14 protein-coding genes and 1 rRNA gene are annotated in these 14,372 nt (G+C 40.0%); 10 read left to right on the forward strand and 5 right to left on the reverse strand.

Annotation, left to right across the window (positions count from 1 at the left end):
* Window positions 1-4 precede the first annotated feature (4 nt).
* The 4 genes from rrf to HL290_RS18225 all read left to right on the forward strand — a co-directional run bounded on the left by rrf (window position 5) and on the right by HL290_RS18225 (window position 2,634).
* A 5S ribosomal RNA gene (gene rrf / locus HL290_RS18210) occupies window positions 5-119 on the forward strand.
* A gap of 280 nt (window positions 120-399) precedes the next feature.
* Window positions 400-750 carry a GFA family protein gene (locus tag HL290_RS18215; RefSeq protein ID WP_198497205.1) on the forward strand — a complete coding sequence of 117 codons (351 nt, stop codon included), beginning with the start codon at window positions 400-402 and terminating at the stop codon, window positions 748-750.
* A 20-nt stretch (window positions 751-770) separates the two neighbouring features.
* The gene (locus HL290_RS18220) at window positions 771-1,334 is read left to right on the forward strand and encodes a DUF4256 domain-containing protein (RefSeq protein ID WP_198497206.1); all 564 of its coding nucleotides are present in this window, start codon (window positions 771-773) and stop codon (window positions 1,332-1,334) included.
* A 136-nt stretch (window positions 1,335-1,470) separates the two neighbouring features.
* Complete coding sequence (locus tag HL290_RS18225) at window positions 1,471-2,634, forward strand: acyl-CoA dehydrogenase family protein (RefSeq protein WP_198497207.1); 1,164 nt, start codon at window positions 1,471-1,473, stop codon at window positions 2,632-2,634.
* A gap of 50 nt (window positions 2,635-2,684) precedes the next feature.
* Here HL290_RS18225 and HL290_RS18230 read toward each other — a convergent pair whose 3' ends face one another.
* Both HL290_RS18230 and HL290_RS18235 read right to left on the reverse strand, forming a co-directional pair.
* Window positions 2,685-3,185, reverse strand: a complete 501-nt coding sequence (locus tag HL290_RS18230; protein WP_198497208.1) for a GNAT family N-acetyltransferase — start codon at window positions 3,183-3,185, stop codon at window positions 2,685-2,687.
* Window positions 3,182-3,781 (reverse strand): TetR/AcrR family transcriptional regulator, encoded by a 600-nt coding sequence (locus HL290_RS18235; RefSeq protein WP_198497222.1) that lies wholly within the window; start codon window positions 3,779-3,781, stop codon window positions 3,182-3,184. Before HL290_RS18235 ends, HL290_RS18230 begins: the two co-directional genes overlap by 4 nt.
* Before the next feature lie 186 nt (window positions 3,782-3,967).
* On the opposite strand from HL290_RS18235, the gene HL290_RS18240 reads away from it, so the two are divergent.
* The 6 genes from HL290_RS18240 to HL290_RS18265 are packed head-to-tail and all read left to right on the forward strand — an operon-like array spanning window position 3,968 to window position 12,335.
* The gene (locus tag HL290_RS18240; RefSeq protein ID WP_198497209.1) at window positions 3,968-5,773 is read left to right on the forward strand and encodes an acyclic terpene utilization AtuA family protein; all 1,806 of its coding nucleotides are present in this window, start codon (window positions 3,968-3,970) and stop codon (window positions 5,771-5,773) included.
* 20 nt (window positions 5,774-5,793) lie between these two features.
* Window positions 5,794-6,705 carry an SDR family oxidoreductase gene (locus HL290_RS18245; protein ID WP_198497210.1) on the forward strand — a complete coding sequence of 304 codons (912 nt, stop codon included), beginning with the start codon at window positions 5,794-5,796 and terminating at the stop codon, window positions 6,703-6,705.
* Between the two features lie 10 nt (window positions 6,706-6,715).
* Entirely contained in the window at window positions 6,716-8,329 is a 1,614-nt protein-coding gene (locus HL290_RS18250; protein WP_198497211.1) for an acyl-CoA carboxylase subunit beta, read from the forward strand.
* Window positions 8,330-8,371: 42 nt separating this feature from the next.
* Window positions 8,372-9,529 carry an acyl-CoA dehydrogenase family protein gene (locus tag HL290_RS18255; protein ID WP_056481856.1) on the forward strand — a complete coding sequence of 386 codons (1,158 nt, stop codon included), beginning with the start codon at window positions 8,372-8,374 and terminating at the stop codon, window positions 9,527-9,529.
* 10 nt (window positions 9,530-9,539) lie between these two features.
* On the forward strand, window positions 9,540-10,376 hold the full coding sequence (locus HL290_RS18260; protein WP_198497212.1) for an enoyl-CoA hydratase/isomerase family protein: 837 nt from the start codon (window positions 9,540-9,542) through the stop codon (window positions 10,374-10,376).
* 18 nt (window positions 10,377-10,394) lie between these two features.
* Window positions 10,395-12,335, forward strand: a complete 1,941-nt coding sequence (locus HL290_RS18265) for an acetyl/propionyl/methylcrotonyl-CoA carboxylase subunit alpha (protein ID WP_198497213.1) — start codon at window positions 10,395-10,397, stop codon at window positions 12,333-12,335.
* Window positions 12,336-12,384: 49 nt separating this feature from the next.
* Here the strand turns inward: HL290_RS18265 and HL290_RS18270 are convergent, their stop codons facing one another.
* The 3 genes from HL290_RS18270 to HL290_RS18280 are packed head-to-tail and all read right to left on the reverse strand — an operon-like array spanning window position 12,385 to window position 14,331.
* On the reverse strand, window positions 12,385-12,804 hold the full coding sequence (locus tag HL290_RS18270) for a roadblock/LC7 domain-containing protein (protein ID WP_045437853.1): 420 nt from the start codon (window positions 12,802-12,804) through the stop codon (window positions 12,385-12,387).
* Window positions 12,797-13,357 carry a GTP-binding protein gene (locus HL290_RS18275; protein ID WP_198497214.1) on the reverse strand — a complete coding sequence of 187 codons (561 nt, stop codon included), beginning with the start codon at window positions 13,355-13,357 and terminating at the stop codon, window positions 12,797-12,799. The genes HL290_RS18270 and HL290_RS18275 overlap by 8 nt, the downstream gene beginning before the upstream one ends.
* An 8-nt stretch (window positions 13,358-13,365) precedes the next feature.
* Window positions 13,366-14,331 carry a hypothetical protein gene (locus HL290_RS18280; RefSeq protein WP_198497215.1) on the reverse strand — a complete coding sequence of 322 codons (966 nt, stop codon included), beginning with the start codon at window positions 14,329-14,331 and terminating at the stop codon, window positions 13,366-13,368.
* Window positions 14,332-14,372 lie beyond the last annotated feature (41 nt).

A 14,372-nucleotide genomic window follows, 5' to 3' on the forward strand; every position in this document is an offset into this window, starting at 1 on the left:
TTGTGCTGGCGACCATAGCAAGAGTGAACCACCTGATCCCTTCCCGAACTCAGAAGTGAAACCTCTTAGCGCTGATGGTAGTGTGGGGTTTCCCATGTGAGAGTAAGTCATCGCCAGCTCATTATTCTAAACACCCTCAACTTAACAGTTGAGGGTGTTTTTTTATGTCTGAATTAAATGACGAAAATAAAAAATCAATGCAATAAAAAGAACTCATATAGAGTTCTTTTTTTATTTATGAGGGAAATTTTGAGACCGTTCTGGTTTAGAAATGTGCTTCCAAGCCTACATATGGCCTTTAAATTCAAATTTAAGTAGGATTAGATTACATTTTTATATGGAAAGTTATTTTTTAAACTGGAAAAGTAAGTAGCATGAGAAATATAAAGAGTAAGAAAAATGAAATATCAAGGAAGTTGTCATTGTGGTTCGATTAAATTTGTAGCGGAAGGAGAGTTATCAGAGGCATTATCTTGTAACTGTTCAATCTGTCAAAAGAAAGGCTCCTTACTTTGGTTCTTACCGAGTAGTCAAGTTACGGTTTCTTTTGAATCTTCAGATCTTTTAGCGAATTACACTTTTAACAAACATGTGATTAACCATCATTTCTGTAAAATTTGTGGTATTCATCCTTATGCTCAAGGTACAGATGCAAAGGGTAATGCTATCTTTGCTATTAATGTTCGATGCATAGATGACATGGATTTAGAAAAAATAAAAATAAATTATTTTGATGGACGTTCAGCTTAATAAATTTAAGGATTTATCTAATGGTAATTAAAAAGCAATTAGCTTCAAAGCACATAGAAACACTGATTGAGTTACTAAAAGATAGATTTGAAAAGAATTCACATCGTCATAGAGAAATAGAATGGCCGAGTGTGCAGACTAAACTAATTAAATCTCCTGACAAACTATGGTCATTGCAAGAAATGGAAAATACGGGAGGAGAGCCTGACGTGGTGGCTTATGACCAACATAGTGATGAATATTTGTTTATGGATTGCTCTCCTGAGACACCAAAAGGCCGTAGAAGTCTTTGTTATGATCGTGAAGCTTTAGAGTCTAGAAAAGATCACCCACCTAAAAATAGTGCAATCGATATTGCTATAGAAATGGGAGTCGAACTTCTAACAGAAGAGCAATATCATCAATTACAAAAGTTAGGCGAGTTTGATCTTAAAACATCAAGTTGGCTTGCAACTCCAGATGAGATTCGCCAATTAGATGGAGCAATTTTTGCTGACCGTCGTTATGGCCGTGTTTTTGTTTATCATAATGGTGCGCAATCATATTACGCGGTTCGTGGATTTCGTTGCTGTTTAAGAGTATAGACTTTGCATTTTAATAAGAATAATTGGGTTTGATGTTTTATGCCAAGAAATTGGAGATTCTTGCAACTTTTGATTGATGCCAAACATGCCAAGATATGCCTTGGAATTAAATAAAAACATCAGGATATCTCTAAAAATGCAATCTAACCCAATTTACTATAATGAACAACACATTGCTTTTGCTGATAATGTTCGTCGATTTGTACAAAAAGAAATGGCGCCTTTTGTCAATGAGTGGGATGAAGCCGAGACATTTCCAAGAGAACTATACAAGAAAGCTGCTGAGATTGGTTTATTAGGATTAGGTTTTTCTGAAGAATATGGTGGTATTCCAGATGCTGATCCATTCTATTCATTGCTGGCTGGTGTCGAAATGGCGAAGGCTGGCTCTGGTGGAGTACATATCTCATTGATGGTACATACCATTGGTGCACCGCCGATTCAGCATTTTGGTAGTGAAGAATTAAAAGCTAGAGTTCTCCCGAGTATTATTTCCGGTGAAAAAATTTCTGCCTTAGCCATTACTGAACCAAGTGGTGGGTCAGATGTTGCTGCACTTCAGACTAAGGCCGTTCGAGAGGGTGATTATTATATTGTTTCTGGTGAGAAAACCTTTATTACTTCAGGAATTTGCGCTGATTACTATACAGTTGCGGTGCGTACAGACCCGACTAAATCGGGTGCTGAAGGTATTTCGATGTTGCTGATTGATGCCCAGAGTGAAGGAATCACTAAAACACCTTTAAAGAAAATGGGATGGTGGGCTTCAGATACAGCACATTTGCATTTTGACCAAGTTAAAGTGCCTGTATCAAATCTTTTAGGTAAAGAAAATGCTGGTTTTAAAGTCATTATGAATAACTTTAATATGGAGCGTTTTTTCTTAGGTGTGGTGGCTTATGGTTATGCACTGGTGTGTTATGAAGAAGCTTTAGATTGGGCTCAGCAACGTAAAACATTTGGTAAGCGATTAATTGATCATCAAGTAGTTCGTCACAAGTTGGTGGATATGGCGACACAACTGACTTCAACACGGGCATTACTTGAAGAAACTGCTTGGAAAATGACTCAGCCAAACTTACAAGGACCTGAGTTAGTGGCACAAATTTCAATGCTCAAAAATGTTGCTACTCGCACTATGCAATTTTGTGCTGATGCAGCTGTACAAACATTAGGAGGCATGGGTTTTATGCGCGGAACTAAGTCTGAACGTATTTATCGTGAAGTTAAGGTGAATATGATTGGCGGTGGGGCTGAAGAAATCATGAAAGATTTGATTAGTAAGCAGTTGGGTTATTAAGTCTATTTATAAGGTGGCTTTTAAGCTGCCTTATCACATTCTTGATCTATCTATCCTGAAGTTTGATTCCACATTTTATTTAAAATCGCCCAACATTCATGATCTTTCCATTCTTTTCCACCTACTCGAAGATATTGTCGAGAAAAGCCTTCTTTGATAAAACCTGCATTTGCAACCAGATGAATTGAAGCAATATTTTCAGGTTGTATGTTTGCTCCAAGTCTATGCAAGTTTAAATTTTCAAATGCCTCTTTGAGTAATAACTTTAGACCCTCTTTCATATATCCTTGGCCTTGATAGGGATGAAATACTTCATAACCTAAGTAAGCCGAGTGAAAATAACCTCTGATAATGTTAGAAATATTAAATGTTCCGACAATTGAATGGTCTTTCTCTAAACAAACGAAATAACGATGTTCTTGGGTTAAATATTGTTCAAAGTCAGAGGGTGGATAAGTCCAAGGTTGATGCAATTGAACACTGCGTTCATAAGCTTCTTTAATTTCAGCCAAGTCATTTATTTGAGGTTTACGTAAATAGACTGAACTCATTTCAAAGCCATCTCCCAAACCATTTCGGTCACTTCATCAATTTTGACCTTTCCTTCAGGTTTATACCAAGTTACGGTCCATGAAATCGCCCCACCAACTAAACGTCGCCAAATAAAGGCATCATGCTTTATCTTGCTCTGAGTACGTAACTTTTCAATAACATCTAACCAAATTTGCTCATATTCATTACGCATTTTTAAAAGATAATCTTGTTTTTCTTTTGAAAGAGCAAACCATTCGTAAACCAGAACAGCCATTGCAGCACCTGTATCGCCAGTAATCGAGATGAGTTCTGCTTTAATTAGGGCACGTAATTGTTGCTCTGGATCTGTAGATTGAGTTGCTGCATCTTCTAAACGGGCTAGGTTATAAATGATGGTTTGCTCCATCACATTGGCAAGGATGTCATCTTTACTTTTGAAGTGATGGAACAAACTTCCTGATTGAATTCCAATAAATTGAGCTAGTTCGCGGACAGTAGTTTTGTCATAGCCTTGCTTGTGAAATAGGTACGCGGCACCTTGTAATAAACGACCACGTGGGCTGTCATCAAAGCAAGAGATATTTGGAATCTGTTCAATTGAAGTAGCAATCATGCGTGTGGTTTGATCCTTTAAATAAAAATGAATATTGAAATTTTTTGCTAAATCTCGCCATATTTCAGAATGATTATCGATTTTGGAAGATTTGGTCAACATCACAATAACATTTTGCTCTTTACAAACCAAGCGCTTGCTTGGTAATGTTGAGACTAATTTTTAAACAGAACAACGAGAAATAAGATGGCAAGTAATCAACAGGATGATGAGCGTGTCGTAAAGATAGGTTGCGCCTCCGGATTTTGGGGAGATACCAATACTGCTGCTTTTCAATTGGTGCATTTAACCGATATTGATTATTTGGTTTTTGATTATTTGTCAGAAATTACGATGTCGATTATGGCAAAAGCGAAAATGGTAGAGCCGAAACATGGCTATGCCTTAGATTTTGTCAGCCGAGTGATGGCGCCTCTACTTAAAAAAATTGCAGAAAAAAAGATTAAGGTGATTAGTAATGCAGGTGGGGTAAATCCGCTTGCTTGTCGGGATGCTTTGCAAAAAATAATTAGTGAATATGGTTTAAACCTGAAAGTGGCTGTGGTTTTAGGTGATGATCTTTTAGCAAAGCAAGAACAGTTCAAACAACAAAATATTCAAGAAATGTTTAGCAACGAGCCTTTGCCAGATCAGGTGGCGAGCAGTAATGCTTATTTAGGTGCGGTGGCTATTCGTGATGCCTTGAATTTAGGTGCAGATATTGTGATTACGGGCCGTGTTGTAGATTCGGCTGTGGTTCTTGCTCCATTGCTTCATGAATATCAGTGGTCGCTCGATGACTATGACAAGTTGGCGCAAGGCTCATTGGCAGGACATGTGATTGAATGTGGCGCTCAATGTACAGGCGGTAATTTTACTGATTGGCATTTGGTTCAAGGCTTCGACAATATGGGATTTCCAGTGGTTGAAGTCAGTGAGGACGGCTCATTTGTAGTCACTAAACCGCAAGGTACAGGTGGTCTGGTTTCTACCGCAACAGTTGTAGAGCAAATCGTGTATGAAATTGGCAATCCACAAGCCTATTTATTACCGGATGTGATTGCTGATTTCAGTCAGGTGCAGCTAGAACAAGTCGGTGATCATCGAGTGCGTGTGACTGGTGCAACAGGACAAGCGCCTACAGCACAATATAAAGTGAGTGCAACTTATCCTGATGGCTATCGGGTTTTAGTCAGTTTTCTAATCGCAGGGCGTGAAGCACTACAAAAAGCTCAAGTCATTGCCGATGCTATTTTAACTAAATGTGAGCGTGTGTTGGCCATGCGTTCAGTACCTCCTTTTAGTGAAAAGTCTGTTGAAATTTTAGGCATCGAAAGTACTTATGGCGCACATGCCCAAGCATTAAATAGCCGCGAAGTGGTCGTCAAAATAGCTGTAAAACACATGTTTAAAGAAGCTTGTATGTTCTTTGCATCTGAAATTGCACAGGCTTCAACAGGAATGGCTCCAGCCTTAGCGGGAATTGTTGGAGGACGGCCTAAGGCATCTCCAGTGATTAAGTTATTTTCATTTTTAATTGATAAAAATCAGGTCAATGTGGAAGTTGATTTGGATGGGAAACGCTTTCCTGTTGAAATTCCTGAAGGGTCTTCTACTCAGCAATTAAATACTTTTGCAGCAGGTGAAACAGCAGTTTATCAAGGAGATGAAATTGAAGTTCCTTTGATTGAAATTGCACATGCTCGTAGTGGTGATAAAGGCAATCATAGCAATATTGGGGTGATTGCGCGTAAAGCAGAATATTTAACTTGGATTCGTGCAGCACTCACAGGGCAAGCTGTTGCAAGTTATATGCAACATGTTTTGGATGCTGAAAAAGGACGAGTAATTCGCTATGAATTGCCAGGTTTAAATGCGTTGAATTTTATGTTGGAAAATGCTTTGGGTGGTGGCGGTGTTGCAAGCCTGCGTATTGACCCACAAGGCAAAGCATTTGCTCAACAATTATTGGATATGCCTGTAAAAGTTCCGGCAAATCTTTTAGAAAAATAAAATGAATGGATGAAACAAAGATGAGTTATCAATCAATTTTTAGACCAGATGCCTTTGCCAATAAAGTCATAATTGTGACAGGTGGGGGCTCAGGTATTGGCCGTTGTACTGCCCATGAGCTTGCCGCATTAGGAGCTCAAGTCGTAATTACAGGACGCAAAATTGAAAAACTGGAAAAAGTAAGCCAAGAAATTACAGAGGATGGCGGACTCGTTCATTTTGTTGTGTGTGATAACCGAGAAGAAGAACAAGTTAAGAATATGATTGCTGAAGTGATTGAGAAGTTCGGCAAGCTTGATGGTTTAGTTAATAATGCGGGCGGTCAGTTTCCTTCGGCGTTAGAGAATATTTCGGCAAATGGTTTTGATGCAGTCGTGCGTAATAATCTGCATTCAACTTTCTATTTAATGCGTGAAGCTTATAACCAATGGATGGCAAAACATGGTGGCAGTATTGTCAACATGACTGCCGATATGTGGGGCGGCATGCCAGGAATGGGGCATTCAGGTGCTGCACGTTCGGGGGTTGATAACTTAACCAAAACAGCATCGGTCGAGTGGGGGAAATCTGGCGTTCGAGTGAATGCTGTAGCGCCGGGTTGGATTGTTTCATCAGGCATGGATAATTATAGCGGTGATTTTGCCAAGGTGATTATTCCAAGTCTTGCTGGCAATGTACCTCTAAAGCGTATGGGAACCGAGTCGGAAGTCTCATCAGCAATTTGCTATTTGTTATCTGATGCTGCGGCTTTTGTCTCTGGTGTGACCTTACGTATTGATGGGGCCGCATCACAAGGAACGCGAATGTATCCGCTAAGCGATGCGACAAATAGCGAATCTTATAACGGTTTCCATCGTGCGTTTATCCCTGAAATTTTTAAAAAAGATAAGAATGAAAAAGCTGAGCAAAACAATAATTCAGGCTTGGAGTGAGGAATAAAGAATGACCATTCTCCAATCTGAAATTGCTGTAGGTAGTGAACAGTATCAAAAGAATAAAGATGTACTCCTTGCTCAGTTGAGTGAGGTCCGTGCAATTCAGCAAAAAAGCATTGATAAATCATACGCTGCTAAACCAAAGTTCGATAAAAAAGGCAAAATTTTGCCCCATGAACGCGTGCGGTTATTGCTAGATGCCGACTCTCCTTTCATCGAACTTTGTGGTTTAGTTGGCTACAACATGCATGATGATAAAGATGGCTCGGAAGCGGGTGGTGGCGTGATTGCTGGCATTGGTTTTGTTAGTGGTGTGCGTTGCCTAGTCTCTGCAAGTAATAGTGCAATTAAGGGTGGAACCATGTCGCCCATGGGCGTGCAGAAGACTTTACGTTTGCAAAAAATTGCTTTGGAACAAAAACTTCCGCTGATTACGCTAACCGAAAGTGGTGGCGCGAACTTAAATTATGCAGCAGAAGTATTTACCTACGGTGGTATGACCTTTGCCAATCAGGCACGCCTTTCTGCAGAAGGTATTCCACAACTGGCTGTTGTACATGGTAATGCGACAGCAGGCGGTGCTTATCAACCTGGGCTTTCTGATTATGTCATTGCGGTACGTAAACAAACTGAAATGCTTCTTGCAGGCCCTCCATTACTCTTAGCTGCAACTGGTGAAGTGGCAACGGCTGAAGAATTGGGCGGAGCGGAAATGCACTCTCAAATTGCCGGAACCGCTGAATATTTGGCAGAAAATGATGCCGATGGTATTCGACTTGCACGTGAAATTTTTGAGCATCTAAACTGGAAAGAACAGATCAAACCAGTTGATGCAGTCTATAAAGAACCTCGTTACCATGCCGATGAATTATTGGGTGTTATTCCAATTGATCCTAAACAACCATTCGATATGAAAGAGGTGGTAGCCCGAATTGTTGATGATTCAGATTTTCTTGAATTTAAGCAGGAATATGATGATTTAACTGTTTGTGGCTGGGCAAAAATTGGTGGCTTACATATCGGTATTATCACCAATAATGGTCCGATTACCCCTCAAGGGGCAGCTAAGACTGCTCAGTTTATTCATCTGTGTGAACAGACCAAGCGCCCGCTATTGTTCTTGCATAACACCACGGGTTTTATGGTGGGTACCGATGCAGAGCAAAACGGTATTATCAAACATGGGTCAAAATTAATTCAGGCTGTTGCCAATTGTACTGTGCCAAAAATTTCGATTGTGGTGGCTGGATCGTATGGAGCTGGCAACTATGCGATGTGTGGACGTAGTTTATCACCCGATTTTATTTTTGCTTGGCCGAACTCACATGTTGCTGTAATGGGCGCCGCTCAGGCTGGAAAAGTCTTACGTATTGTGGCGGAAGGCAAGCAAAAAGCTTCAGGTCAGGAGCCTAATCCTCAAATGCTCGATTTTCTTGAGCAAAGTACAGCCATGAAATTGGAGCAACAGTCTACCGCACTTTTCAACACTGCCATGTTGCATGACGACGGCATTATTGACCCTCGCGATACCAGAAAATTACTGATTTTCCTTTTACAAACCATTTATGAAGCACAGCAGCGGACATTGAATCCAAGCCGTTTTGGGGTGTCTCGCTTTTAAGCAACTTTTACCGCAATTAAAAAAATTATCAGGAAGAATGTAATGAAATTTACTGCCGAACATGAAGCATTACGCCGTACAGCTCGTCAATTTGTTGAAAATGAGCTAAATCCGAATATTCCAGAATGGGAAGAGGCGGGTCGTTTCCCGATTCATGATGTATTTAAAAAGATGGGTGACCTTGGTTTATTAGGGATTTGTAAGCCTGAAGAAAATGGTGGTTTAGCTTTAGATTATTCTTATAACCTTGTTGTTGCCGAGGAAATTGGCCGTGCAGCTTGTGGGGGCGTGCCCTTAGCAATTGGTGTACAAACCGATATGGCAACACCAGCTCTCGCACGTTTTGGTCGTAAAGAATTACGTGATGAGTTTTTAACACCAGCCATTGCTGGGGAATATGTGGCATCGATTGCTGTATCTGAAGTTCATGCTGGTTCTGATGTGGCGGCAATTAAAACTACAGCCAAAAAAGATGGTGATGATTATGTGATTAACGGCAGCAAAATGTGGATTACCAACTCATTACAAGCCGACTTTTTCTGCCTTCTAGCTAACACTTCTGACGATAAACCGCACGTCAATAAATCGATGATTATTGTACCGGCAAAAACTAAAGGCATTAGTTTTTCAGAACCGCTCAATAAATTAGGAATGCGTTCAACCACCACAGCACAAGTTTATTTAGATAACGTGCGTGTGCCACAGCGTAATTTAGTCGGTGCAGAAGGCATGGGCTTTATGATGCAGATGATGCAATTTCAGGAAGAGCGTCTGTGGGCATGTGCTAATTCGATTGGAGGATTGGAGACGTTAATTCAAAAAACCATTGCCTATACCAAAGAGCGTACCACTTTCGGTCAGCCACTCATCAATAATCAATATATCCATTTCCGCTTTGCTGAACTTATGACTGAAGTGGAAGCACTAAAAGCATTAACCTACCAAGCGTGTGAACAACACATTGCAGGTGAAGATGTCAGCATGCTGGCTTCAATGGCAAAACTGAAATCAGGACGTTTAACCCGCGAAGTGGCAGATAGCTGTCTGCAATATTGGGGTGGCAATGGCTTTATGTGGGATAACCCTGCATCTCAGCTTTACCGTGACGGCCGCTTAGGTTCTATTGGTGGTGGAGCCGATGAGATTATGTTGGGGATTATTTGTAAGTTGATGGACATCTTGCCAAAAAAGCAAAAATAAGGAATAGACCATGACACTTTCAGCATCTCTTCAAGCTTTAGATATTGATGACAGCATTCAATTAGAACAAGACGGCAGTATTTTATACCTCTGGTTAAACCGACCAGAGAGCCGTAATGCCATGAATTTGAATATGGTTAATGCGATTCAACAGGTCTTTACTGCTATTCAAGATGATCTTTCGATTCGTGCGGTCATCATCCGTGGTGAAGGAGGAACTTTCTGTGCAGGTGGTGATATTAAAGATATGGCAGCTTTGAGAGTTGAAGCGAGCAATGTCGGTAGCCTACAACCTTATGCTGATTTTAACCGCCGTTTTGGTGCCATGCTTGAGCAAGTTGAAACCGCCCCGCAGACAGTTGTAGTGATTTTAGAAGGGGCTGTTCTAGGCGGAGGTTTTGGTCTGGTATGTGTTTCCGATGTTGCGATTAGCCGTGACAATGCCCAGTTTGGATTGCCTGAAACTGGGCTAGGAATAATTCCTGCGCAGATTGCTCCTTTTGTAGTGAAGCGTATTGGTCTAACTCAGGCTAGACGACTTGCTTTGTTGGGGATGCGTTTTGAAGGACCTACGGCGCTCAGTGTCGGAGTAGTCCATCAGATTGCTCATAATGAATTAGAGCTAGAACAGGAATTACAGGAAACTATTCAGCACATTAAACGCGCTGCACCACAAGCTTCACGTATGACGAAAGCACTATTACATCGAACACTCAATGAACCATTAAATCATTTACTTGATGATGCAGCACAGCAGTTTGCTCAAGCGGTTGGTGGTGATGAAGGGCAAGAGGGAACGATGGCTTTTATTCAAAAACGGTTGCCGAATTGGGCCGATGAGCAATAAAAGATAAGGATAAAAACAATGAAATTTTCAAAAGTACTGGTTGCCAATCGTGGTGAAATAGCAGTTAGGGTCATGCAGACAGCAAAGGCAATGGGTTATCAAACTGTGGCGGTCTATTCCGATGCAGACCGTAATGCTCGCCATGTGCAAGAAGCTGATGAAGCAGTTTATATTGGAGCTTCTAAAGTATCTGAATCTTATCTTTCAATTACCAAAATTATAGAAGCTTGCAAAAAAACAGGCGCGGATGCTGTACACCCAGGTTATGGCTTTTTGTCAGAAAATACTGATTTTGCTCAGGCCTGTATCGATAACCAAATCACTTTTATTGGTCCGACAGCCTCTGCAATTGAGTTGATGGGAAGTAAACGACTTTCAAAAATTGCCATGATTGAGGCAGGTGTACCTTGTGTGCCGGGCTACGAGGGAGACCGTCAAGACCTTGAATATTTGGCTACACAAGCAGAGCAGATTGGTTTTCCAATTATGGTGAAAGCTTCTGCTGGCGGTGGTGGTCGGGGTATGCGTTTGGTTCAGCAGTCCTCCGAGCTTGTAGAGGCTTTACGCACTGCACGTTCAGAGGCTGAAAATGCATTTGGTTCAGGTGAGCTTATTTTAGAAAAAGCAGTGATTGCGCCGCGCCATGTTGAAATTCAAGTTTTTGGTGATACGCATGGCAATTATGTGTATTTGTTCGAGCGTGATTGTTCGATTCAACGCCGTCACCAAAAGGTTGTAGAGGAAGCACCCTGTCCAGTCATGACACCCGAACTGCGTCAGCAAATGGGAGAGGCAGCTGTTGCGGCTGCCAAAGCATGTGCTTATGTAGGCGCGGGAACTGTTGAGTTTTTGCTTGATGCATCGGGTGAATTCTATTTTCTAGAAATGAATACACGCTTGCAGGTTGAGCATCCAGTTACTGAACTTATTACAGGATTAGATTTGGTTGAATGGCAATTGCGTGTCGCCAATGGCGAGCATTTACCATTGCAACAACATGAATTGTCCATCAAGGGCCATGCAATTGAAGTCCGTTTGTATGCTGAAGATCCACGTCAAGATTTCTTGCCGCAAACAGGTCAAGTTCTACGTTGGAAGCCCACAATCTTGCCAAATGTACGAATTGATCATGGCATGTTAGCAACAGATGAAGTTAGCCCTTTCTATGACCCGATGGTGGCTAAAGTGATTGCATATGGTAAAACTCGAGAGGATGCGATTCGTCTGCTGGCTCGTGCTGTAGATGATAGTGTATTGCTTGGTGTAAGCAGCAATAAACAATTCTTGGTCAATTTATTACGTCATCCAGTCGTTGTCGCTGGTGATACCAATACCGCATTCATTCAACAGCATTTTCAAGATGACGACAGCTTACACTCTCAGGTTTTATCTTTAGAAACCTTGGCTATTGCAGCGGCATTATTTAGCCAAAGTAAAAGTACTGCGGTGTGGCAAACTGGACTTGGTGTTCCATTACCCTTAAAACTAAAATATGACGATCAGCAAATCCAGTTACAGCTTTCATCTGTAAATAATACATTCACGGTACAGCTCTGTGATCAAACTGTTTGTATTGAAGTCATTGAAAAGACAGACGAGCAGCTAACGTATTTTGTTGATGGTATACGCCGCCGTGTTCAATATGTCCTAGACTGCGATCAGCTTTATATCGATCGAGACAATGGCAATGTTGCGATTCGCAATGTGACTTACGCTGCTCCAGAAACGGCTGATGTTGCGGGAGATGGTAAAATTCGTGCACCTATGGATGGCGCTGTGATCAATATCTTGGTTAATAAAGGCGATCAAGTCGTAAAAGGGCAAACCTTACTGGTACTTGAAGCTATGAAGATCCAGCAACAGATTAGATCTGATGTCGATGGTGTAGTTGAAGATATTTTAGGACAGCAAGGGCAGCAAGTAAAAAAACGGCAAATGCTATTTAGTATTCAAATTTAATAAAAATACCGCTCTATATGAGCGGTATTTTTTAGTGGAGAATCATGATCTATTCCCCATCTGCCTCAGCAATGATCTGGCTTGCTTTTTTCAAGCTATACAGTAGTTGTCCCAAAAGAACCTCTTTATTACTTAAGGTGACCATGACCATTGGGTGATGCACAGCTGGAATAGCTGTCAGAATGGCCTTGCCATTATCTGCGTCTAGCGTAATGTTATTACAACCTGTGAGTTGAATCTCTTTTAAAAATGCAGTGACCATTGCCAAAATTGAGCTACTCACCGCTGCTAACTTTGTGGTGTTATGGTAGTTTTTATGGCTCACTGTTGCTAATTCAAAACCATCAGAAGAGCAAATCATCACAAAATCTACGCCACGTGTATTCATCAAAATATTATGAGCTTCACCTTTTGCGAGTTGTAGTAATTGCGTTGGTGCTGTGCGTTTTTGAACTGGAATACTAAGCATGATTATTCCCCTGTGATGTTGCCCCGACCTTAACTTCAAGTGATGCAATTAATGACTCAACCATTATTAAAATTTGTTCTTGCTCGCGTGCATCAATGAAGAATAAGGGATAAGTTAGTTCATTTGCTTTTATCCAATTACGATATTGTTGAAGAGAGGATTCTTTATTTTCATCAATATGAGTAATACCAATCACAATATTATCATTATAATTTTTAAAGGTTTTTAAGTAGTCATTCAGTTCGTCAATTGAATTTGGACTATTATGATCTAATAATAAAATAATACCGATAGCACCTTCACAAATGACCGACCAGATAAAATCAAAACGGCTTTGTCCAGGTGTTCCATATAATCCAATTTTGATTCCATCATCTAGAGTAATTTCACCATAATCAATACCTACAGTAGTCTGGGTTTTCTGGTGACTTTGTACATCGGTATTGAATGCTTCTGTTTCCAGAATTGGAATCTCAGATAACGATTTAATCGCTTCTGTTTTTCCAGCCCCCATGCTGCCTGCAAAGACAATTTTATATTGCTGTATAATCATAATGTTCCCTAAAGACCAAAGCGGCGTCTAATCTTCCCTATAAAATTTTTAAAAAAATGATTGTCTATATTTGAAGTTTCTAAATGAGAGCTTGGTGCGTAAGAGCATTTATTCGCAGAAACAAATCTTCCGTTATTTGCCATTACACAAGCCGTAACGAAGCGTAAGACATCGTCGATTGATAAGTTGAGTTGTTTAGCAACATCAGTAATTTTTGCACCCTGTATAAAACATGCGGAGAGTTGTAGGCTCACTTTTCTATATTCTTTTTGGTAGGGCTGTGGCCAATAATCGATTTTGAAGTAACCATCAACTGAAGTTAAATTTTCAAATTCTTTTGAACACCAAATTAGGTTCCATAACCAGTCTTGTAAGTAATAACTTTTTTTACGAGAAACCTTAGTAAAATCAGATGTTTTAGCAAAAGCAAAGTTAAAGCTCATATTGGTATGTGCTTTTTGACGAGAGGGTTCTATCCAAGCAATTTGAGCTCTGTTATCAATAATAGCTAGAGTGCCTTTATCATCAAATAAATGTAATTTAGTATTTTCTGGACTATGTAAATTTCTTATAAATTGCTCATCAATAATGAGAAGCTCAGTAGATAAATCTGGAACTATCGCAACACTATTTTGATTTAAAAATGATAATAGATTTTTTTGTAGCCACTCTAATAAAGGTTCTACTTTTTCTAGTGGCAGATACAGAGTATGTTCATAAACTTGATATCCATTTTTTGAAGGAGTTTTACTAATTTTTAAATAAGGAAATTTTTTATTTTTAAGAATATTTTGAATATTGTCAGAGTCAAAAAAATTTTCGTTAATTAATAATAGATCAATATGATTACTTGAAATATTAACCCAATTAATACCGTATTGATTAGATGTAAAATTCCTGATTAGTATTTTTAATTCATCTGAAACTTTTGAACTTAAACCAGAAGTTGCAATATTTATGCAATGCCTATCCATAGTATCACATTAAATTTTATTGAATAAGATAGAGGTATTAA

It is taken from the genome of Acinetobacter sp. AC1-2 (assembly GCF_016124155.1).
Taxonomy (GTDB): Bacteria; Pseudomonadota; Gammaproteobacteria; order Pseudomonadales; family Moraxellaceae; genus Acinetobacter; species Acinetobacter calcoaceticus.